This is a genomic window from Aeromonas sp. s9, from assembly GCF_040907765.1.
Lineage (GTDB): Bacteria > Pseudomonadota > Gammaproteobacteria > Enterobacterales > Aeromonadaceae > Aeromonas > Aeromonas caviae.
The window spans coordinates 47,704-68,557 of the sequence record NZ_JBFOCK010000037.1; the positions used below are offsets into that span (position 1 = coordinate 47,704).

Annotated in this window: 23 protein-coding genes; 7 read left to right on the top strand and 16 right to left on the bottom strand. The window is 63.4% G+C overall.

All coding sequences use genetic code 11. The features are described from left to right. Positions 1-21 precede the first annotated feature (21 nt). Positions 22-912, top strand: coding sequence for an N-acetylmuramoyl-L-alanine amidase (locus tag AB5Y54_RS07180; protein WP_201933181.1), 891 nt, complete (start codon positions 22-24; stop codon positions 910-912). A gap of 141 nt (positions 913-1,053) precedes the next feature. Here AB5Y54_RS07180 and pdxJ read toward each other — a convergent pair whose 3' ends face one another. From pdxJ to rpoE, 10 genes are all read right to left on the bottom strand, one after another. Beyond that, on the bottom strand, positions 1,054-1,791 hold the full coding sequence (gene pdxJ, locus AB5Y54_RS07185; RefSeq protein ID WP_010675636.1) for a pyridoxine 5'-phosphate synthase: 738 nt from the start codon (positions 1,789-1,791) through the stop codon (positions 1,054-1,056). A gap of 157 nt (positions 1,792-1,948) precedes the next feature. Then, positions 1,949-2,659 carry a DNA repair protein RecO gene (gene recO / locus AB5Y54_RS07190; RefSeq protein WP_039040537.1) on the bottom strand — a complete coding sequence of 237 codons (711 nt, stop codon included), beginning with the start codon at positions 2,657-2,659 and terminating at the stop codon, positions 1,949-1,951. After that, complete coding sequence (gene era / locus AB5Y54_RS07195; protein WP_041211854.1) at positions 2,660-3,559, bottom strand: GTPase Era; 900 nt, start codon at positions 3,557-3,559, stop codon at positions 2,660-2,662. A gap of 61 nt (positions 3,560-3,620) precedes the next feature. Then, positions 3,621-4,292 (bottom strand): ribonuclease III, encoded by a 672-nt coding sequence (gene rnc / locus AB5Y54_RS07200; RefSeq protein ID WP_042864945.1) that lies wholly within the window; start codon positions 4,290-4,292, stop codon positions 3,621-3,623. Continuing rightward, positions 4,293-5,216 (bottom strand): signal peptidase I, encoded by a 924-nt coding sequence (lepB, locus tag AB5Y54_RS07205; protein ID WP_010675640.1) that lies wholly within the window; start codon positions 5,214-5,216, stop codon positions 4,293-4,295. It lies immediately after the preceding gene. Between the two features lie 3 nt (positions 5,217-5,219). After that, positions 5,220-7,013, bottom strand: coding sequence for a translation elongation factor 4 (lepA, locus tag AB5Y54_RS07210; RefSeq protein WP_010675641.1), 1,794 nt, complete (start codon positions 7,011-7,013; stop codon positions 5,220-5,222). Positions 7,014-7,172: 159 nt separating this feature from the next. Then, a complete protein-coding gene (locus AB5Y54_RS07215) occupies positions 7,173-7,634 on the bottom strand; it encodes a SoxR reducing system RseC family protein (RefSeq protein WP_213320166.1) in 462 nt (153 codons plus the stop codon). 90 nt (positions 7,635-7,724) lie between these two features. After that, entirely contained in the window at positions 7,725-8,705 is a 981-nt protein-coding gene (locus AB5Y54_RS07220) for a MucB/RseB C-terminal domain-containing protein (protein ID WP_010675643.1), read from the bottom strand. 21 nt (positions 8,706-8,726) lie between these two features. After that, positions 8,727-9,314 carry a sigma-E factor negative regulatory protein gene (locus AB5Y54_RS07225; RefSeq protein WP_041211670.1) on the bottom strand — a complete coding sequence of 196 codons (588 nt, stop codon included), beginning with the start codon at positions 9,312-9,314 and terminating at the stop codon, positions 8,727-8,729. Between the two features lie 22 nt (positions 9,315-9,336). Further along, entirely contained in the window at positions 9,337-9,918 is a 582-nt protein-coding gene (rpoE, locus tag AB5Y54_RS07230) for an RNA polymerase sigma factor RpoE (protein WP_010675645.1), read from the bottom strand. Positions 9,919-10,099: 181 nt separating this feature from the next. Here rpoE and nadB point away from each other — a divergent pair, with 181 nt between their 5' ends. Further along, positions 10,100-11,707: an L-aspartate oxidase gene (nadB, locus tag AB5Y54_RS07235; protein WP_128342483.1), complete on the top strand. Its 1,608-nt coding sequence runs from the start codon at positions 10,100-10,102 to the stop codon at positions 11,705-11,707. Positions 11,708-11,808: 101 nt separating this feature from the next. Here the strand turns inward: nadB and AB5Y54_RS07240 are convergent, their stop codons facing one another. Both AB5Y54_RS07240 and AB5Y54_RS07245 read right to left on the bottom strand, forming a co-directional pair. Next, positions 11,809-12,180, bottom strand: a complete 372-nt coding sequence (locus AB5Y54_RS07240; RefSeq protein WP_043154867.1) for a protein YgfX — start codon at positions 12,178-12,180, stop codon at positions 11,809-11,811. Positions 12,181-12,238: 58 nt separating this feature from the next. Beyond that, positions 12,239-12,508, bottom strand: a complete 270-nt coding sequence (locus tag AB5Y54_RS07245; RefSeq protein ID WP_368153408.1) for a succinate dehydrogenase assembly factor 2 — start codon at positions 12,506-12,508, stop codon at positions 12,239-12,241. A 113-nt stretch (positions 12,509-12,621) separates the two neighbouring features. Between AB5Y54_RS07245 and ygfZ the strand changes: the two genes are divergently transcribed. Continuing rightward, positions 12,622-13,533, top strand: a complete 912-nt coding sequence (gene ygfZ / locus AB5Y54_RS07250; RefSeq protein WP_266109127.1) for a tRNA-modifying protein YgfZ — start codon at positions 12,622-12,624, stop codon at positions 13,531-13,533. A gap of 7 nt (positions 13,534-13,540) precedes the next feature. On the opposite strand, the gene AB5Y54_RS07255 is transcribed toward ygfZ, so the two are convergent. Then, positions 13,541-14,422 carry a LysR family transcriptional regulator gene (locus AB5Y54_RS07255; protein WP_010675650.1) on the bottom strand — a complete coding sequence of 294 codons (882 nt, stop codon included), beginning with the start codon at positions 14,420-14,422 and terminating at the stop codon, positions 13,541-13,543. A gap of 124 nt (positions 14,423-14,546) precedes the next feature. Between AB5Y54_RS07255 and AB5Y54_RS07260 the strand changes: the two genes are divergently transcribed. After that, entirely contained in the window at positions 14,547-14,984 is a 438-nt protein-coding gene (locus tag AB5Y54_RS07260; RefSeq protein ID WP_039040541.1) for a PACE efflux transporter, read from the top strand. A 70-nt stretch (positions 14,985-15,054) separates the two neighbouring features. On the opposite strand, the gene AB5Y54_RS07265 is transcribed toward AB5Y54_RS07260, so the two are convergent. Then, the gene (locus AB5Y54_RS07265; RefSeq protein WP_368153409.1) at positions 15,055-15,396 is read right to left on the bottom strand and encodes a hypothetical protein; all 342 of its coding nucleotides are present in this window, start codon (positions 15,394-15,396) and stop codon (positions 15,055-15,057) included. A gap of 183 nt (positions 15,397-15,579) precedes the next feature. Between AB5Y54_RS07265 and cutA the strand changes: the two genes are divergently transcribed. From cutA to AB5Y54_RS07280, 3 genes are all read left to right on the top strand, one after another. After that, entirely contained in the window at positions 15,580-15,897 is a 318-nt protein-coding gene (gene cutA, locus AB5Y54_RS07270) for a divalent-cation tolerance protein CutA (RefSeq protein WP_213320111.1), read from the top strand. Further along, entirely contained in the window at positions 15,894-17,666 is a 1,773-nt protein-coding gene (locus tag AB5Y54_RS07275) for a protein-disulfide reductase DsbD (protein WP_368153410.1), read from the top strand. Before cutA ends, AB5Y54_RS07275 begins: the two co-directional genes overlap by 4 nt. Before the next feature lie 124 nt (positions 17,667-17,790). Continuing rightward, entirely contained in the window at positions 17,791-18,216 is a 426-nt protein-coding gene (locus AB5Y54_RS07280; protein ID WP_039040544.1) for a hypothetical protein, read from the top strand. 18 nt (positions 18,217-18,234) lie between these two features. Here AB5Y54_RS07280 and AB5Y54_RS07285 read toward each other — a convergent pair whose 3' ends face one another. Next, complete coding sequence (locus AB5Y54_RS07285; protein WP_041213912.1) at positions 18,235-19,536, bottom strand: FAD-binding oxidoreductase; 1,302 nt, start codon at positions 19,534-19,536, stop codon at positions 18,235-18,237. Positions 19,537-19,689: 153 nt separating this feature from the next. Then, complete coding sequence (fbaA, locus tag AB5Y54_RS07290) at positions 19,690-20,769, bottom strand: class II fructose-bisphosphate aldolase (protein WP_010675658.1); 1,080 nt, start codon at positions 20,767-20,769, stop codon at positions 19,690-19,692. Positions 20,770-20,854: the final 85 nt, after the last annotated feature.

Consider the following 20,854-nt stretch of genomic DNA (forward strand, 5'->3'; position numbering starts at 1 on the left):
GGCCAGGTGCGAGGCTAGACCATGGGCTGGCGCCGCCTGCTGACTCCACGCCCGTCGGCGAGCGGCGGTGCGTGTCGGTTCGCGGCGCGCTGGTTCTGGTCACTGCCCCTCATCCTGCTGCTCGGCGCCTGCCAGCCTGCACCCTATCGGCTCAATCAGGAGCATCAGAGCGCCAGCCAGAACGAGCGCATCGCCTTTCTCATCCTGCACTACACGGATGAAGAGGATGCCCGCTCCCTGCGCCTGCTGACCGAGCCGGAGCACAAGGTGAGCGCCCACTACCTGCTCCCCCGCGACACCGACGAGCAACCGTTCCCGGTCTACCAGCTGGTGCCCGACAGCCAGCGGGCCTGGCACGCCGGACGCAGTCGCTGGCATCACTACGCCGGGCTCAACGCCAGTTCGCTCGGCATCGAGATAGTGAATCTCGGGTATGACGAGAAAGACGCGGCCCTGCCCGCCCATCTGAGACACTGGCAACCCTATTCCCCGGCCCAGATCGCCGCCCTCGGCGCCCTCGCCCGGGATCTGGTCGAACGCTACCAGATCCCCCCCACCCAGGTGCTGGCCCACAGCGACGTCGCCCCCGAGCGCAAGCAGGATCCCGGCCCCCGGTTCCCCTGGCGCGAGCTCGCCCTGCGCTACGGTGTCGGCGCCTGGCCCGACGAGGCCCGGGTGGCCGAGCTGCGCCAGACGCAGCTCATCCCCTGGGATGCGCTGCAATGGCAGCAGCAGCTTGCCCGTTACGGCTACGGCCTCCCCCAGCACGGCGCCTGGGATGAGCAGAGCCGCGCCGCCCTGCGCGCCTTCCAGCTTCACTTTCGCCCCGCCCTGGTCTCCGGCGAGCCGGATGCCGAGTGCCAGGCCATCCTCACCGCCCTGCTGGAGCGCTACTTCCCGGAACCAGGCTGAGGCGCCCCTTCCCTTTCGCCCTCTGCACACGGATGCCCGGCCCCATGCCAGATGAGCACGGGGTTCACCCCGCCTTCCATTCCTGAAAACCACAAGGGACGCCGAAGCGTCCCTTGTGGTTTTCATACCTGCGAAGCGGCATCAGATCCCCTGACGGGCTTCCTGCATCAGCGCACGCATGTCGCTGACCGCCTTGGCCAGACCGTCGAAGGCGGCGCGGCCGATGATGGCGTGACCGATGTTGAGCTCATAGAGCTCGGGGATGGCGGCGATGGCCTTGACGTTGTGGTAGTGCAGACCGTGGCCCGCATTGACCTTCAAGCCCTTGCCAGCGGCGTAGGAAGCACCGGCGGCGATGCGCTTGAACTCGGCGTTGCGCTCGGCATCCGTGGTGGCATCGGCGTAGCGGCCGGTGTGGATCTCGATGAAGGGAGCACCGCTCGCGGCGGCCGCATCGATCTGCAGCGGATCCGCATCGATGAAGAGCGACACCTGGGCGCCCACGGCGGCCAGGCGGGTCACCGCATCGGTCACCTTGTCCAGCTGGCCCGCCACGTCCAGACCACCCTCGGTGGTCACCTCGGTGCGCTTCTCCGGCACCAGGCAGACAAAGTGGGGCTTGATGCGGCAGGCGATGCCGATCATCTCCTCGGTCACCGCCATCTCCAGATTCATCCTGGTCTGGATGGTCTGGCGCAGGATCTCCACGTCCCGGTCGGTGATGTGGCGGCGATCTTCCCGCAGGTGGACCGTGATGCCATCGGCACCGGCCTGCTCGGCCACGAAGGCGGCCTGTACCGGATCCGGATACTGGGTGCCGCGGGCGTTGCGCAGGGTGGCGATATGGTCGATGTTCACACCCAGGTAGATCTCGCTCATTGCTTACTCCTTGATACAGGTCATCTGTGAATGCCGGGGCGGGTGAAGCCCGCTCCTCTGTCCATGTGCCGCCGCAGCCCGGTTCTGGCCACGGCGACAGCATTATTGTTCATGAAAGGCGATGTCATAAACACAAAACATCACCAGATAATAAAAATCAGCTTGAAACACTGCCTTTTCGCTTCAAAAAGAGCTCCCTGCTCTTCAGTTGACGCTTGCCGAGATAGGGCTGCAGCGCCAGCCGGCTGAAACGCTTGGCCGCCTGCAGCAAGGGGGGCGTGTCGAAACGCCCCTCGGCGAAGGCCAGCAGGTGGGCGCCGAGGAACAGGGTACGGGGATCCGGCGCCCGCTCGCAAGCGACAAAGCCGAGCTCCCGCTCGAAGCCGTAGAGCAGGGTGGGGTCGATGGGGGAGTCGTCGTCTGCGGCATATTCGAAGTCCACCGCGTAGCCCAGGGCCTGCAGCAGCAGGAACTCGAAGCGGCGCAGGGGCAGCTCCGGGGTCTCGCCGTCCGCCAGGGCCATGATGGCACGGGCATAGGCGTCGAACACCTCGGGGAAGGGGGTGTGCGCTTCCAGCAGGTAGTAGACCAGCTCGTTGAGATAGAGGCCGTAGAAGAGACGATCCCCGCCGAGGCGCAACGAGTGATCCGGGCACTCCACCTGGGTGAGGTTCTTGAGATCCCCCTTGCCGCGCCAGGCAATGGTGAGCAGGGTGAAGGGCTGAAGCAGCCCCTTCAGAGAGGAGCGTGGCCCGCGGGAACCGCGAGCCACCAGGGTGAATCGACCGCTATCCTGGGTGAAGACCTCGACCAGCTGGCTGGTCTCCCGATAGGGCCGACTGTGGATGACGAAAGCCGGGGTCAGCAATCAGTCGTCGCCATACCCGAGGCTGCGCAGGGCCCGCTCGTCGTCGGCCCAGCCGGACTTGACCTTGACCCACAGCTCGAGATGCACCTTGTTCTGGAACAGCCGTTCCATGTCGATGCGCGCCTCTGTGCCGATGGTCTTGATCTTCTCGCCCTTGTTGCCGATGACCATTTTCTTCTGGCCTTCGCGCTCCACCAGGATGAGCCCGTGGATGTGGTAGAGACCGGTCTCCTCCACCTTGAAGCGCTCGATTTCCACCGTCACCGAATAGGGCAGCTCCTCGCCGGTGAAGCGCATCAGCTTCTCGCGGATGATCTCGGAGGCCATGAAGCGGGAAGAGCGGTCGGTCACGTAATCTTCCGGGAAGAAGTGGACGTTCTCCGGCAGCAGATCCTTGGCCCACTCGCGGATCTTCTCCACGTTAGTGCCCTTCTCGGCACTGATGGGCAGGATGTGGGCAAAGTTCATCTGCTGACCCAGCCACTCGAGGTGCGGCAGCAGATCCTCTTTCTCCTTGACGTTGTCGATCTTGTTGACCGCCAGCACCACGGGGCACTTGAGGTGGCGCAGCTTGCCCAGCACCATCTCGTCATCCTTGGTCCAGTGGGTGCCGTCCACCACGAACACCACCATGGCCACGTCCCCCAGGGAACTGGTGGCGGCGCGGTTCATCAGGCGGTTGATGGCCCGCTTCTCCTCGATGTGCAGACCCGGGGTATCCACATAGATGGTCTGATGGTTCTCCTCGGTGTCGATCCCCAGGATCCGGTGACGGGTAGTCTGGGGCTTCTTCGAGGTGATGCTGACCTTCTGGCCGAGCAACTTGTTGAGCAGGGTGGACTTGCCCACGTTGGGGCGGCCCACGATGGCGACAAAGCCGCAATAGGTGGTATCTGTCATGACCGCGTTCCCAATGCTGATGGAGTGAAAAGAGCGCACAGTGCCGGATCCGTCATGGTGCTCATGACAGCCGTTCCAGTGCTTGCTGCGCCGCGGCCTGTTCGGCCTTGCGGCGACTGGAGCCGATCCCGACCAGGGGGCCATCCAGCCCATCCACTTCGCACTGGACGGTGAACTCCTGGTTGTGGGCCTCGCCCTTGACGTTGGTCACCGTGTAGGTCGGCAGGGATTTGCGGCTGCCCTGCAGGATCTCTTGCAGACGGGTCTTGGGATCCTTCTGTTCGATCCCGGGCTTGATCTCGCCAAGGCGGCTGGCATACCAGCCGAGCAGGAGGCTGCGCACCCGCTCCAGATCCGTGTCCAGATAGACGGCGCCGATCACCGCCTCGACGGTGTCGGCCAGGATGGACTCGCGGCGAAAACCGCCGCTTTTCAGCTCCCCCGGCCCCAGGATCAGGTGATCCCCGAGGTCGAATTCCCGGCCCAGCTCGGCCAGCGTCTTCTCGCGCACCAGGGTGGCGCGCATCCGGCTGAGATCCCCTTCCGCTGCCTGCGGGAAGCGGTGGAAGAGGTCATCGGCAATCACCAGACTCAGGATGGAGTCCCCCAGAAATTCCAGGCGCTCGTTGTGACGGGACCCTGCGCTGCGATGGGTCAGTGCCCGGGTCAGCAGCTCAGGATCCTGAAAGACATGCCCGAGACGGGACTGCAGTCTGTTCATCTTGATATTCATTTACTTGATTCCGCCAATGCGGTTGAAGCGCACACCGGTCGGCACCCAGCTCGGCAAGCTGGACCCTTCCTCGCGCTCGAATTCGAAACTGATCCAGATGGCGACCGCCTTGCCCACCAGGTTCTGCTCGGGCACGAAGCCCCAGAAACGACTGTCGGTGCTGTTGTCGCGGTTGTCACCCATCACGAAATAGTGGCCTTCCGGCACCACCCACTCGTCGGGGTAGGTGCCGGGCTGGCGATAGTAGCGGTCCACCAGGTCCGGCATCAGCGGGTTGCGCAAGGTCTCGTGGGAGACATCGCCCAGCTGTTCGGTGTAGCGATCCAGCGGGATCCCCATCTGGCTGAACTCGCCGCGCTGCTCGAACTTGACGTCCAGCTTCTGGAAGCCGGGGCACGTTTTCCCTTCCTGCTCATCGCACTTGGGCCGGATCATCAGCTCCTTGTTGCGATAGATGACCCGATCGCCGGGCATGCCGACCACCCGTTTGATGTAGTCCACCCGGGTATCCAGCGGATACTTGAAGACCACCACATCACCGCGCTTCGGCTCGCCGGTCTCGAGGAACTTGGTGTTGGTCACCGGGTCCTTGAGGCCGTAGGCAAACTTCTCCACCAGGATGAAGTCGCCCACCAGCAGGGTCGGCATCATGGAGCCGGACGGGATCTGGAACGGCTCGAAGATGAAGGAGCGCAGGATCAGCACCAGCGCGATCACCGGGAAAACCCCGCCGGTCTGTTCGATCCAGACCGGCATGGGGGCCACCTTGGCCAGTGTCTTCTCGTCCACATCCGGACCGGCATTGGCACGGGCGGCGGCAATCTTGGCCGCCCGCTGCTTGGCCCAGACCAGCTTGTCGAGCGTCCAGATGATGCCGGTCAGCAGGGTGACGACGACGAGGATCAGGGAAAAGGTGCTTGCCATCGATTAATCCTTTCCGACGTGGAGAATGGCGAGGAAGGCCTCTTGCGGCACGTCCACACGGCCCAGGGACTTCATCCGCTTCTTGCCTTCTTTCTGCTTGTTCAGCAGCTTCTTCTTCCGGCTCACGTCACCACCGTAGCACTTGGCGGTGACGTCTTTACGCAATGCCTTGACGGTGCTGCGGGCGATGATCTGGTTGCCGATGGCGGCCTGGATGGCGATGTCGAACATCTGGCGCGGGATCAGCTCGCGCATCTTCTCCACCACCTGGCGACCGCGATACTGGGCGTTCTCCTTGTGGGTGATGATGGCCAGGGCGTCGACCCGCTCGCCGTTGATCATGATGTCCAGACGGACCATGTCGGAGGTTTCGAAGCGCTTGAAGCCATAGTCCAGGGAGGCGTAGCCGCGACTGGTGGACTTCAGACGGTCGAAGAAGTCGAGCACCACTTCCGCCATCGGGATCTCGTAGGTCAGCGCCACCTGCTTGCCGTGGTAGACCATGTTGGTCTGTACACCGCGCTTCTCGATGCAGAGGGTGATGACGTTGCCCATGTACTCCTGCGGCAGCAGGATGTGACACTCGGCGATGGGCTCGCGCATCTCCTTGATGTTGTTGATGGCGGGCATCTGGGCCGGGCTGTCGATGTGGATGGTGGAGCCATCGTTCAGCTCGATCTCGTAGACCACGGTCGGCGCGGTGGTGATGAGATCCAGATCGTATTCACGCTCCAGACGCTCCTGGATGATCTCCATGTGCAGCATCCCGAGGAAGCCGCAGCGGAAGCCGAAGCCCAGCGCCGTGGAGCTCTCCGGTTCGTAGAACAGGGAGGCATCGTTGAGGGAGAGCTTCTCCAGCGCATCACGGAAGGACTCGTAGTCATCGCTGGAGATGGGGAACAGGCCCGCATAGACCTGGGGCTTCACCTTCTTGAAGCCGGCCAGCGCCTTCTCGGCACCGTGCTTGGCCAGGGTCAGGGTATCCCCCACCGGCGCACCGTGGATGTCCTTGATGCCGCAGACGACCCAACCTACCTCGCCACAACCCAGGCCGTCGGTGTCCACCTGCTTCGGCGTGAAGATACCGATGCGATCCACACCCCACACCTGACCGGTGCTCATCACCTTGATCTTGTCGTTCTTCTTCAGGGAACCGTTCTTGATCCGCACGAGCGACACGACCCCGAGATAGGAGTCGAACCAGGAGTCGATGATCAGCGCCTGCAGCGGCGCCTCCGGATCCCCTTCCGGGGACGGGATCTTGGCGACGATCTCTTCCAGCACCAGATCGACACCGAGGCCGGTCTTGGCGGAGCAGCGCACCGCGTCCACCGCGTCGATGCCGACGATGTCCTCGATCTCCTCAGCAACCCGCTCGGGCTCTGCGGCCGGCAGGTCAATCTTGTTCAGCACCGGCACCACTTCCAGATCCATTTCCATGGCGGTGTAGCAGTTGGCCAGAGTCTGTGCCTCAACCCCCTGACCGGCATCCACCACCAGCAGTGCCCCTTCACAGGCAGCCAGGGAGCGAGAAACCTCGTAGGAGAAATCCACGTGGCCCGGGGTGTCGATAAAGTTCAGCTGATAGGTGTTACCGTCTTGTGCCTGGTAGTTCAGGGTCACACTCTGTGCCTTGATGGTAATGCCGCGCTCGCGCTCCAGATCCATGGAGTCCAGCACCTGGGCCTGCATCTCGCGATCGGACAGGCCGCCGCAAGTCTGGATCAGACGGTCCGACAGGGTCGACTTACCGTGGTCGATGTGCGCAATAATCGAAAAGTTACGAATGTGTTTCATCGAGCAAGAATCACTCAAAATTAAGTTAGGGTCGGATATGAGGGCAGGATTTTACTGGATAACCCGGTCGACGGCCAATCTTTAGTCGGCGGGCCCCACAAATAGCGCCTTGTCTGGCGGGCGTTGGGCACCTGGATGCCCTCCGCCAGACCCGGCCCCTCAAGAGAGATGACGGGTATTGAGCACCACCCCGAGCATGCGGGGACCGTATTCCCCCTGCTCGAGCCGGTCAGAAAAGTAACGAACCAGTAAAAATCCGATGGCGCCGCCCAGCAGACAGCAGAGGATGGTCACCCCCTCTCCCGCCGACAAGAGCGGCACCAGCCAAAGCTGGCCGAGCAGGGCGCCCAGCAGCAGACAGAAGAGCGGCAGCACGTACACCAGGGCCGCACCGCGCAGGATGCTGGCCTGAGGGATGCCCAGGCGGATCTGCTGGCCCACCGCCACATCACAGGTGAGGGCGACCCGCAGCCGCTGCGCCTTCATGGGAAAGGCCTTGGCGACGGTGCCGGTCCCGCAGCTGGATTGTTGGTGGCAACCGCTGCAGGCGGATCGCCGCTCGCACTCCACCCAGGCGTGATTGCCGTCGATGGCCACTACTGTGGCCAGCTCTTCACTCATGTTACTCACCTGATGACTCCTCACAGGGGGCGGTGGATGCTCCGGATCTCAGCACGGCGGCACCCTCAGGGCAAGTCTCACGGCAAAGACTCACTGCACCGCCTCGTTGCGAGCCAGGGGCTGCACTGCCTCGGCGATGCGCTTGGCAGTTTCGGCGGGCACCTCGCCCACCACGGTGATCTCTACCCCGACCTCGTTGACGAAGCTCACCAGCGAGGTGGCCCCCTGGCGAATCAACTGCTGGCGCACCGCCTGCTTGGGATCGACCCGGGAAACGTAGACGGAGAGATCCACCAGCCCGTCGGAGAGCATCATGTAATCCACCGGCAGACTGGTGCTGACCAGCTGATGCCGATCCTGAGAGAGCACCTTGAAGCCATCGGGCAACCAGGTCAGGTGCCAGTTGAGGGTCTGCTGGGGAGCGGGATAGGCATCTTCCAGCGCCAGCGCATCCGGCAGCTTGCTGCGTGCCAGGGTGACCAGCCAGGGGGCCGGCGCAGATTGCCTGTCCAGATCCACCCCCAGCACCTGCTCCACCAGATTGCCCTCTCGATCCACCATGTCCACCCGCAGCAGCAGATGGCTCTGTTCGTCAATCCAGAGCACGAAGCCGTACTTGTCCGCCTCCTTGGGCACCAGCCGCACCACTTGTGCCACCAGGCCGGCCACCCGGCTGCGGCCCGCCAGCACGGGGTCATAGCTCTCCATCACCCGGGGCAGCGGCATCCTCACCAGGCTCGACCACACCCCGGGGAAACGCGCCCCCTTGAGGGTGTAGGGTTCATGGGTGTTTTCGAAGAAGGTGTATTCGTTCTGGCGTTGCAGGAACTCCACGGCCTTGCCGTCGAGATAGCTCAAGTGAGCCACCTCCTTGCCATCGATGATCCCGTGGCTGAAACGGATAGGCTCGAGGCGCCCCTGGCGGGCCTTGACCATGGACAATTCGAAGTTTTGTTGCGAAACGGCACTCTGCATCTGCTGCAACAAGGCCTCGGCCGACAGATCGTCGGCCGAGGCCTTGGCACAAATCAACAGGAGAGAGGCCAGCAGGATACGGCTGGACTGGCGCACGATCTGATCCCTAAAAATGCGTTATTCCTGAATCTGCTTGTCTTGCAGCAGACGCTGTTGCAGTTGATGGTCGCGCAGGAAGGCATTGATGCGCTCGCGCTGCTCCTGCATCTGCTGCTCGCTCAGACCTTGCTGACGCACACCGGTCCGGCTGCCATCCTGGGGATAGTGCACGCTCACCGGCGCAGCACTGCCACCCACGGGTATGGTATTGAGCACCGGGCTGGTCGGCACACCGTCCTTGCCCTGGTACTGCTGCACGCCGAAGATGACGGCGGCAGCCACGGAGGCGGCAATGGCATACTGCCCCACTTGCTGGCCAAAGCGGCGAACGAAGGGGATCACCTTGCCGGCGGGCTGCACCTGGGGCGCAGCAGGCTGTGCCGGCTTGGGCGCCAGTATGGCGGGTTCATCCTCCAGCGCCAGCATGATGCTGTCGCTGAGATCCAGTTGCAGATTGACCGGCAGGTCACCCCGCATGGCATCACCGATCAGATGGTAACGCGACCAGGTATCCTGCAGAGCGGGATCCGTTCCCAGCTCGTTCAGTACCTCGATTTCGCTGAGGTCGCCATCCATCAGGGCTGAAAGTTGCTCTTTATTTGCCATAAGTTTGCCTGTCTTTCCCCAGTTAATGCTCGATCAGAGGTTGCAGCTTTTTATCGATTGCTTCCCTCGCCCGGAAGATGCGGGATCTCACCGTACCCACCGGACAATCCATGATCTCCGCAATCTCCTCGTAGCTCAGCCCTTCCATTTCACGAAGGGTGATCGCCGTTCTCAAATCTTCTGGCAAGGCTTCTATGGCGGTAAACACGGTACGCTTGATCTCGTCGGTCAGCGCCAGGTTTTCCGGGGTGGCCACCTCTTGCAGGGCTTCACCACCACCATAATATTCAGCCTCGTCCGCTTCGACATCACTGCTGGGCGGTCTGCGCCCCTGTGACGTCAGGTAGTTTTTGGCCGTGTTGACGGCAATCCGGTACAACCAGGTGTAAAACGCGCTCTCGCCACGGAATGTCGGCAACGCACGGTAGGCTTTGATGAATGCCTCCTGCGCCACATCCGGTACATCGCCCGGATTGTTGACATACCTGGCCACCAGGTTGACCACCTTGTGCTGGTACTTGCGTACCAACAGGTTGAATGCATTTTTATCGCCACGCTGGACCCGTTCAACCAGCTGTTCGTCCAGTAGATTCTGGTCGCTCATCAGAGCCGTAAAACCCCCATCAGGTTATCGTTTTTCTTTTCCGGCCCCTTCTAAGCGCACAAGTTCAGACAGGAGGAATCAGGGAAAGTTCGCTTGCATTGAAAAAAATGTGATGCGGGCTGCATCACAACCCCCCTTGGGCTACCATGGGGCCAGTTCTTAATCCAGGCCAATGATACTTATGAAAGCAAGTGTTGAATACCTTTGCGACGTACTCATCATTGGCAGCGGTGCCGCCGGTCTGTCCCTCGCGTTGCGATTGGCAGACCAGGCCAAAGTCCTGGTTCTGAGCAAGGGGCCCATCAGTGAGGGGGCCACTCTCTATGCGCAAGGAGGCATCGCTGCCGTGTTCGACGAGACCGACAGCATCGAATCCCACGTGAGCGACACGCTCAACGCCGGCGCCGGGTTGTGCGACCCGGCGGTAGTGGAGTTCACCGCCCGCAACGCCCGCGACTCCATCCAGTGGCTCATTCAGCAAGGGGTCCCCTTCGATCAGGAAGAGGATGCCGAGGGGGAATCCCACTATCACCTGACCCGGGAAGGGGGCCACAGCCATCGCCGCATCTTCCACGCGGCCGACGCCACCGGCAAGGCGGTGCAGCTCACCCTGATCGACCAGGTGCGCGCCCACCCCAACATCCAGCTGATGGAGCGCTTCAACGCGGTCGATCTCATCACCACCCGCAAGCTGGGTCTGCCGGGCAACAAGGTACTGGGAGCCTATGTCTGGAATCGCAACGCCGAGCAGGTCGAGGTGATCCGCGCCCGCTTCGTGGCGCTGGCCACCGGCGGTGCCTCCAAGGTGTACCAGTACACCTCCAACCCGGACGTCAGCTCTGGCGACGGCATCGCCATGGCATGGCGCGCCGGCTGCCGGGTGGCGAACCTGGAGTTCAACCAGTTCCACCCCACCAGCCTGTTCCACCCGGACGACCCCAACTTCCTGCTGACCGAAGCGCTGCGTGGCGAGGGGGCCTACCTGCGCCGTCCCGACGGCAGCCGCTTCATGCCGGAGTTTGACGAGCGGGCCGAGCTGGCCCCGCGGGACATCGTCGCCCGCGCCATCGACCACGAGATGAAGCGCCTCGGGGCGGATTGCATGTATCTGGACATCAGCCACAAGCCGGCGGATTTCATCATCAAGCACTTCCCGACCATTTATGAGCGCTGCCTCGCGGTCGGTATCGACATCACCAGGGAGGCGATGCCCATCGTCCCGGCGGCCCACTACACCTGTGGCGGCGTGATGATCGACAACAACGGCCAGACCGACATCCCCGGCCTCTATGCCATCGGCGAGGTGACCTATACCGGGTTGCACGGCGCCAATCGCATGGCCTCCAACTCCCTGCTCGAATGCGTGGTCTATGCCCACCAGGCGGGAGCCGACATCCTGGCCAAGCTGCCCACCAGCGTGGCGCCCCCCAGCCTGCCGGCCTGGGACGAGAGCCAGGTGGATGACTCGGACGAGCAGGTGGTGATCCAGCACAACTGGCACGAGCTGCGGCTGATGATGTGGGACTACGTGGGCATAGTGCGCACCAACAAGCGCCTGGCCCGGGCCAAGCGTCGCATCGATCTGCTCAAGCAGGAGGTGCAGGAGTACTACGCCAACTTCCGGGTCTCCAACAACCTGCTGGAGCTGCGCAACCTGTTGCAGGTGGCCGAGCTCATCGTCAACTGCGCCCTGGAGCGCAAGGAGTCTCGCGGTCTGCACTACAACCTGGATTATCCGGACATGCAGCCGGATTCCAAGCCGACCGTGCTGACCCCGGATCTGGAATAAGGCCGTTGCGTTCGATTCGGGCGTATGCCCTCCCCCAGATGACCCCGCCCAGGCGGGGTCATCTGCTATGAGCGGCAGATGTAGCAGGTAGAGAGACGCCCCTAGCGGACAGCGAGGTGAATGGCGCGGGCCAGGGCGCGGTAGTGTGCAGGGGCCAGGGCATCGGAGAAGAGCCAGAGCTGCCCCTCGGAGCCCTCCACCGTCTTCAGCCGCAACCAGAGCACCCCGGGCAGGATGCGGCTGCGGGGATCCAGCCGATGGCGCGCCCCTTGCCACTCGAGCCACTCCCCATCCCAGACGAGCACGCCGCTCGCCGCCGGATGGCGGCGCAACGCGCGCCACAGACTCAGCCCCCAGACAGGGAGGAACAGCCCCCATTGCCAGCCCTGGATCAAGCTGGCGACGGGCAAGAGCAGCAACAGAAACAGGATGCACAGCAGCAGACGCTGCTGGCGGGAGGCGATCACGGGCATCACTACCCGCTGGGGAGACGCGAGGCTGGCCATGAGGGGTGGCGGTCGCGAGTCGGGCTCAGCGCAGGCTGTCGTGACGGGCCTGGTTGCGCTCGAGGATCAGGGGGATCATGGCGGCAAAAGCGGGATCCTCGGGCACGCCGTGACCCATGCACCAGCGGAACAGCTCGGGATCCTCGCACTCCAGCAGGCGGATGAAGGTGCACTGTTCGGCCTCGCCGAGGCCATCGAACTCGTGCTCAAAGAATGGCATAAAGATCACATCCAGCTCGAGCATGCCGCGACGGCAGGCCCACTTCAGGCGGGACTTCTCACTTGGGTTCAACATGGAACTCTCCTTACAAAGACCGGGGAATGGTAGCAGCAGGATTTTCCGGCTGACAAACATTCCTTACGTCTTTACCATGCAGGTCACATACTTTCTGTCTCTGGAATCCCATCGTGAGCCTGCCGACCCCTCTTCTTCCTGCCGAGCCGACCCTGTTTTCCCTGACCAATCTGGCCATCACCCGCCTCGGCGGCCCGGATCGCGCCAAGTATCTGCAAGGTCAGGTCACCTGCGACGTCAACGCCCTGCAACCGGGCCAGAGCACCCTCGGCGGCCACTGCGATCCCAAGGGCAAGCTGTGGAGCGATTTTCGCCTGCTCTGCCTGGAAGACAGCCTGCTGATGCTGACCAAGCCCTCGGTGCTGGCCCGCCAGCTGCCGGAGCTCAAGAAGTTTGCGATCTTTGCCAAGGTCGAGATCGGCGAGTTTCAGGGCAGCCTGGCCGGACTGGCCGGTCAGGGGACGGACGACTGGATGGCACAGCACTTCGCGCTGACCGGCACCGGCCTGGTGGAGGGCGGCATGGCAGTCAGGGTGGAGGCGGACCGCTGGCTGCTGGCGAGCACATCCCCGCTGGCCCTGAACCTGCCGGTGGGCGACGAAGGACTCTGGTGGGGGCTGGAAATCAAAGCCGGTCTCCCCCATCTGGAAGCGGTCCATCAGGGGGAATACATCCCCCAGATGCTGAACCTGCAAGCCCTTGATGGCATCAGTTTCAACAAGGGCTGCTACATGGGGCAGGAGACGGTGGCGCGCGCCAAGTATCGCGGCGCCAACAACCGCGCCCTCTTCGTGCTGAGCGGCACTGCCGCAACGCAGGTGGCCAGCGGTGACACCCTGGAGATCCAGCTCGGTGACAACTGGCGCCGCAGCGGTCTGGTGCTCAACGCCTGGCAGCAGCAGGGTCAGGTGTGGCTCACCGCCGTGCTGCCCAAGGATACCGAGGCCGACGCCCGCTTCCGCCTCAAGCTGGAAGAGGGCTCCAGCCTCAGTCTGCAACCCCTGCCCTATGCGTTGATCGACTGAATCCCCCCTAGCGAGGCACCCGCGCCAGCAGTGCCTCCTGCAACCAGCGCCCCGCCTGCCCGAGCGGGCGGGCGCGATACCACTGCAACTCCAGCGCCAGTTCCGCCTCGGCGATGAAGTCCGGCTTGAGCACCACCAGCTCCCCCCGCGCCAGGGGCCGGTGCAGCAGAAACTCGGGCACCGCCGCCCATCCCAGCCCCAGTTTCACCAGCTCCAGGATCCCGAGATCCCCCTCCACCCACCACACTTGCGCCGAGAGACGGAAGCGATGACGCTCCGTCCCCTCCCGCCGTCCGGTCACCATCAACTGGCGAGCCCCTTGCAGGTCGCTCTCCTTCAACGGCGTCTTGTGGGCCAGGGGGTGATCCGGAGAGACCACCAGGGGCATGGTGACCGTCCCTAGGGAGCGGGAGACCAGCTCCCGCTCGGGGTGCGCCTTCTGGTAGCTGATGCCGAGCTGGGCACGGCCACTCTTGAGCAGCTCGGTCACGTCCTCCATCAGCGGGAACAGCAGCTCCAGCTCCACCGCCGGGTAGCGGCTGGCAAACTCCTCCAGCAGGGAGCCAAGCCAGGGCAGGTGGGAGTCATCGTCGATGGCCAGGGTGAGGCGCGACTCGACGCCGTTGGCCAGCTCGCCGGCGATGGCCTGCAGTCGCTCGCTCTGGGCCAGCAGCACCCCCGCCTCCTGACAGATGCGGGCACCCGCCTCGGTCAGCACGGGATAGCGGCCGCTGCGATCGAACAGCGCAAGGCCGAGATCGATCTCCAGGTTGGCGATGGCGGCACTCACCACCGACTGGGCCTTGCCCAGCCTGCGCGCCGCCGCCGAGAACGACCCGGTCTCGGCCGTCGCCAGCAATGCCTTGAAGTGTTCCAGTGAAGGGGTCATGAGCCTGCTCCGCCGTGCTGTTGTGTCGTCACATCTATCTATTTTAGCGATAGATACCAACGTGAATCTATCCGGTTTTGGCGATACATTGCCGCCATTCCCTGACCAAAGAGAGAGACAGACCATGCGTACGACCCGTGACCGCCTGCGCCACGCCATCGGCTTCGAATTGATTGGCCTGCTGATCGCCGCCCCGCTGGCCAGTTGGGTGACCGGCGTCGGGCTCAACCACATGGGCCCCCTGGCCCTGTTCTTCTCGGTGGTCGCCACCGTCTGGAACTATGTCTACAACATCGGGGTGGACAAGCTGCTGCTGCGCTATCAGGGCCACACCCACAAGGCGCTGTGGCAGCGGGTGCTGCACACCCTGGGGTTCGAGGGGGGCCTGCTGATCGTGGCCCTGCCGGTGATGTCCTGGTGGCTCGACATCGGCCTGCTGGAGGCGCTGGTGCTGGATATGGGCTTCGTGCTCTTCTACCTGGTCTATGCCTTCGTCTACAACTGGAGCTACGACAAGGTGTTCCCCATTCCCATGGGACAGGTGCAGAAGGCGCTGGGATAAGCGATTCGAGGGGTAAGGGCGAGGCACCATCATGCGATGGCATGATGGTGCTGAAGAGGGCCTCGCGGGGTCAGGCCTGGGCCTTGGCCTCTTCCGGCGGGGTGTCGTCCTGCCTGGTTTCCTGGCGCATCATGGCTTCGAGGTCGCTCTGGTACTGGTTCAGCATGCGCTGGGCCGCCACCATGTCCCCCTTGTGCAGGCGCTCGAACAGATGATGCTGCACCACGCCGTTGAGGTACTCCACCGTGATGGGTTGCTCCAACGCCGACAACAGCTCCTCTTTTTCCAGCTCCGCATTGATCTCGTCGACACTGGTACGCAGCAGACCGGCCAGTTGCACCAGCATGCGGCGCTCCCCTTCACGCAACAGGCTCAACATGCGGTTTCTCTGCTGCTCATTCTGTTGGGTCATACATTTCCTTACGTAGAATTGGAACAAGCCCGCTCATTCTGCCCTGTCCTTTTCACAGCGTCCATCTCGGGCGCATGACTTATTCCGGGTGCGGGGGGCCGGGTGCTATTTGCCCCCCGGCCCGGTATAGTAACGGCTGATCCAGGGGGCCCGTGCGCCCCGTTGCCGAGACCGTCCATCCCTATGACCGACGCCATTCTGGTGCTCTGCACCTGCCCCGACGAGACCAGTGCAGACCGCCTCTGCGAGCAGCTTCTCGACCAGCGCCTCGCCGCCTGCATCAACCAGCTGCCCGGGGTTACCTCCGTCTATCGCTGGCAGGGCAAGACGGAGCGAACCCGGGAGATCCAGCTCGTCATCAAGAGTCGGGCCGCTCTGTTCGACCCCCTGCGCCAGTGCATTCTCGCCCACCATCCCTACGAGGTACCGGAGATCCTGGCGCTCCCGGCAAGCCAGGGCCACCCTGCCTATCTCGACTGGTTGACACAGGAGACCTCATGACCGCCTCTCGCCCCCTCTCCTTCCTGCCGATGCTGCTGGGCCTGCTCTGCGTCCTGACGACGGCCCCCGCCCGGGCCAGCAGCCAGGATCTGCTCGGCAGCCTCGGCATCGAGACCCAGCCCAGATTCCTCAAGGTGGATCAGGCCTTCGCCCTCGAGAGCGAACAACAGGGTGATCGGCTGCTGCTCCGGATACGCATCGCTGACGGCTACTACCTCTATCGCCACAGCATCCGTGTGAAGGGAGAGAACCTCGCCTTCGACGAGCCCGTCCTGCCCCCCGGCACCGAGCACGAGGATGACTTCTTCGGCAAGAGCCGGGTCTATTACCAGGAGGTGCAGATCCCCGTGGCGCTGACCCGGGTCGGGGACGCGGCCAGCCTCACCCTGAGTTACCAGGGCTGCACCGAGGGACTCTGCTACCCACCCACCGACAAGCGGATCGCCGTCGAGCCCCTCGCCGCCCCCGCCCGGGCGGAAGCGGCGGCCCCCCTTCAGGCCACCGACGTGCCGGGCAGCCAGCAGGACAGGCTTGCGGCCGCCCTCGGCAGCCAGGGGTTCTGGATCAGCGTCGCCGCCTTCTTCGCCCTGGGTCTCGGCCTCGCCTTCACCCCCTGCGTCTTCCCCATGTATCCCATCCTGACCGGGATCATCGCCGGGGCCGGGCATCGCCTCTCCACCCGTCGCGCCTTCCTGCTCTCCTTCGTCTATGTGCAGGGGATGGCGGTCACCTATACCCTGCTCGGGCTCGTCGTCGCCTCGGCGGGCCTGCAATTCCAGGCGGCCCTTCAACACCCCTATGTGCTCATCGGCCTCTCGGTGATGTTCGTGCTGCTCGCCCTCTCCATGTTCGGGCTCTACACACTGCAACTGCCGAGCAGCCTGCAAACCCGTCTCTCGGGCTTCTCCAACCGCCAGCAGGGCGGATCCGTGGCCGGCGTTGCCATCATGGGCATGATCTCGGGACTGGTCTGCTCCCCCTGCACCACGGCGCCGCTCTCCGGGGCCCTTATCTACGTGGCCCAGAGTGGCGACCTCTGGCTCGGCGGTGCGGCCCTCTATGCCCTCTCCCTGGGCATGGGGCTGCCGCTGCTCTTGCTCGGCACCTCTGGCGGCAAGCTGCTGCCCAGGGCCGGCGCCTGGATGGATGTGATCAAGCAACTCTTTGGTTTCGCCCTGCTGGCGGTGCCCATCCTGCTGCTCTCAAGGCTCCTGAGCGACCTCGTCGCCACCCTGCTCTGGCTCGGCTGGGGGCTGGTGCTGTGCGGTTATCTCTATCACCACAACCAGCATCGCGCCCATTCGGTGGGCAAGAGCCTCGGCGGCTTCGTCCTGCTGCTGGCGATGATGGGCCTTGTGGTGGTGGGCAAGGATCTGCTGCTGCCACCCGAGGGGGCCAATGCCGCCGCCCAGACCCCCCGATTCATCCGCATCAAGACCCTGGACGATCTCAAGGTGCAGCTCGCCGCCGCCCGCGGCAAGCCGGTGCTGCTGGATCTCTACGCCGACTGGTGCGTGGCCTGCAAGGAGTTCGAGCACAAGACCTTCAGCGACCCCGATGTGCAGGCGCGCTTCAGCGAGATGGTGCTGCTGCAGGCGGACGTCACCGCCAACGACGACGCCGACGTGGATCTGCTCAACGGCCTCAACGTGCTGGGATTGCCGACCCTCCTCTTCTTCGATCGCGATGGCAACGAGGTGAACGGCCAGCGGGTGACCGGCTTCATGGGGCCTGCCGAATTTCTCGGCCAGCTGGACAAGCTGCCCTAATACCGGGTGGCCCGTGCAACCGTGTGGGCCCCCGGTTTGACCGCCATTTTTCCGGCAATCCCTTGTATATGACCGACGCCGTGGCAGAATTTGCCCTTTCCCGTCTCGTTCGTCCGGAGTTTTGATGAAAAAGTGGTTCATCCCCCTGCTGGCCCTCTGGCTTTATGGCTGCAACGCAGGTCCCGGTGAAGAGACCATCCAGAGCCAGGTCACCGCCAGGTTGCAGGCGGGCACAGATGCTGACCTGTTCGACATCCGCGACTTCGCCGTGCTCGGCAAGGAGGAGCGGATGGAGGGGGTCTATCTGGTCAAGGTGAGCTACCAGCTCCACTTCAAGCAGGGACTGGATCAGTTGCAGGTGCTGCACGACGAGGATCTCGTCTATGACAGGGTCGGCCCCTTCCAGCAGGAGATGGGGCTGATGGAGCTCGAGCGCAAATATGGCGACTTCGAGGCAGGCCAGGCCCTGGCGCAGGAGACCCAGGTCTGGATGATGAAGACGGAGCAGGGCTGGCGCCTGGCCGAGCCAGACGCGACGCAGCAGGGATAATCCCGAGCCCCCCTCCCCCTAGAGCAGATCCTTCAGCCGATACCAGAGCATCCCGAGCGCCAGCAACGGAGAGCGCAACGCCGGGCCACCCGGGAAGGTCATGTGAGGGACGCGGCTGAAGAGATCGAAGCCCCGGCTCTCCCCCTTGATCGCCTCCGCCACCAGCTTGCCCGCCATGTGGGTGGCATTGAGGCCATGGCCCGAATAGGCCTGGGCATAGAAGACATTGGGATGCTGCTCGAGGCGGCCTATCTGGGGCAGCCGGTTGGCGCCTATGCCTATCATGCCCCCCCACTGGAACTCGATGGCGGTACCCGCGAGCTCGGGGAAGACCCGCAGCAGCTTGGGCAGCATGAAGGCCTTGATATCGCGGGGGTCACGGCCCGAGTAGTTGCAGGCCCCGCCGAACAGCAGGCGACCGTCCGCCGACAGCCGATAGTAGTCGAGCGCCACATTCTGATCGCACACCGCCATGTTCTGTGGCAGCAAGCGCTGGCGCAGGCGCTTCTCCAGCACCTGGGTGGCGAGAATGTAGGAGCCTGCTGGCAGCACCTTGCCCCCGAGATCGGGCTGGAGGTCGCCCAGGTAAGCGTTGCAGCCGATCACCAGGTAGTCCGCGCTGACCCGGCCGTGGGCCGTGGTCACCTCGACCCGCTCGCCGTAGTCGATGTGGGTCACCCTTGAGTGTTCGAACAGGGAGACCCCGAGACTGGCTGCCGCACGCGCTTCGCCGAGGGCAAGGTTGAGAGGATGCAGGTGACCGGAGCCCATGTCGATCATCCCGCCGATATAGCGATCCGACCCGACCACGGTGTGCATCTCCTCCCGCGCCACCATTTTCAGTGCGTGCCGATAACCCAGGCTCGCCAGGTGCTCGGCATCCTCCTCGAACCCCTTCAGGTGACGCGCCTTGGTGGCGAGATCGCAATAGCCCCAGGTCAGATCGCACTCGATATTGAAACGCTCGACCCGCTCGCGCACCAGCTGCACCGCTTCGATCCCCATCAGATCCAGCTCCCGCACGCCCGCCTCGCCAATCCAGCGGGCGAACTGGCTGGTATCGTGACCGATGCCGCGGATCAGCTGGCCGCCGTTGCGCCCCGACGCCCCCCAGCCGATGCGGTTGGCCTCCAGCAGCACCACCTTGTAACCGGCATCGGCCAGATTGATGGCGGTGTTGAGGCCGGTGAAACCGCCACCGATGACGCAGACGTCCGCATCCAGCTCACCACTGAGCTCGGGCCACTGCCGATGGTCGTTGCGAGTGGCCGCGTAATAGGAGGCCGTGTGTTCCTGATGTCCCTGTCTTCCTGTCTGCATGCTCAGCATCCTGCCTGGTTGCATTCGTTTACTAAATTAAACGGGTGTCATCGATAATACCCAGCCCCCCATCCCCAATCCAGCCCGTCAGGATCACAGAAATGCAAAAGGCGCCCCGAAGGGCGCCTTTTCATGCAATCAAGGTGCTGCGAATTACAGTACGTCGATGGCGTTCAGGTCGGAGAAGGCCTTCTCCAGACGCGCGATCATGGAAGTCTGACCGGCACGCAGCCATACGCGCGGATCGTAGAACTTCTTGTTCGGCTTGTCGGCACCTTCCGGGTTGCCCAGCTGGCCTTGCAGGTAGGCTTCGTTGGACTTGTAGAAGTTCAGCACGCCTTCCCAGGTCGCCCACTGGGTGTCGGTGTCGATGTTCATCTTCACCACACCGTAGGAGATGGATTCGCGGATCTCTTCCAGGGTAGAGCCGGAGCCACCGTGGAACACGAAGTCCAGGGACTTGGCAGGCAGACCGAACTTCTCGGAGACGTACTTCTGGGAGTTGTCCAGGATCTTCGGAGTCAGCTTGACGTTACCCGGCTTGTACACACCGTGCACGTTGCCGAAGGAGGCAGCGATGGTGAAGCGCGGGCTGATCTTGGACAGACGCTCGTAGGCGTAGGCCACGTCTTCCGGCTGGGTGTACAGGGAGGATTGGTCCAGGTGGCTGTTGTCCACGCCGTCTTCTTCACCGCCGGTGCAGCCCAGTTCCAGCTCCAGAGTCATGTTCATCTTGGCCATGCGGGTCAGGTACTCGCAGCAGATGTCGATGTTCTCTTCCAGAGACTCTTCGGACAGATCCAGCATGTGGGAGGAGAACAGCGGCTTGCCGGTTTCGGCGAAGTGCTTCTCGCCCGCGTCCAGCAGACCGTCGATCCACGGCAGCAGCTTCTTGGCGGCGTGGTCGGTGTGCAGGATCACGGGAACACCGTAGGCTTCGGCAACGGCGTGCACGTGCTTGGCACCGGAGATGGCACCCAGGATGGCAGCTTGCTGGCCTTCCAGCTTCAGACCCTTGCCGGCGGTGAACACGGCACCACCGTTGGAGAACTGTACGATAACCGGGGCTTTGACCTTGGCAGCAGCTTCCAGCACGGCGTTCACGGAGTCGGTACCGACGCAGTTGACGGCCGGCAGAGCGAAGCCGTTTTCCTTGGCGATGGCGAACACTTTCTGAACGTCATCACCAGTGATCACGCCGGGTTTTACGAAGTCGAAAATTTTCTTAGACATGTTTAATCGTCCTGTCTCGTATGCCGTTAATAAAAAGTGGGGGGTTCATCATGAACCGGCACAGCGGCCACATGATAAACGAAAC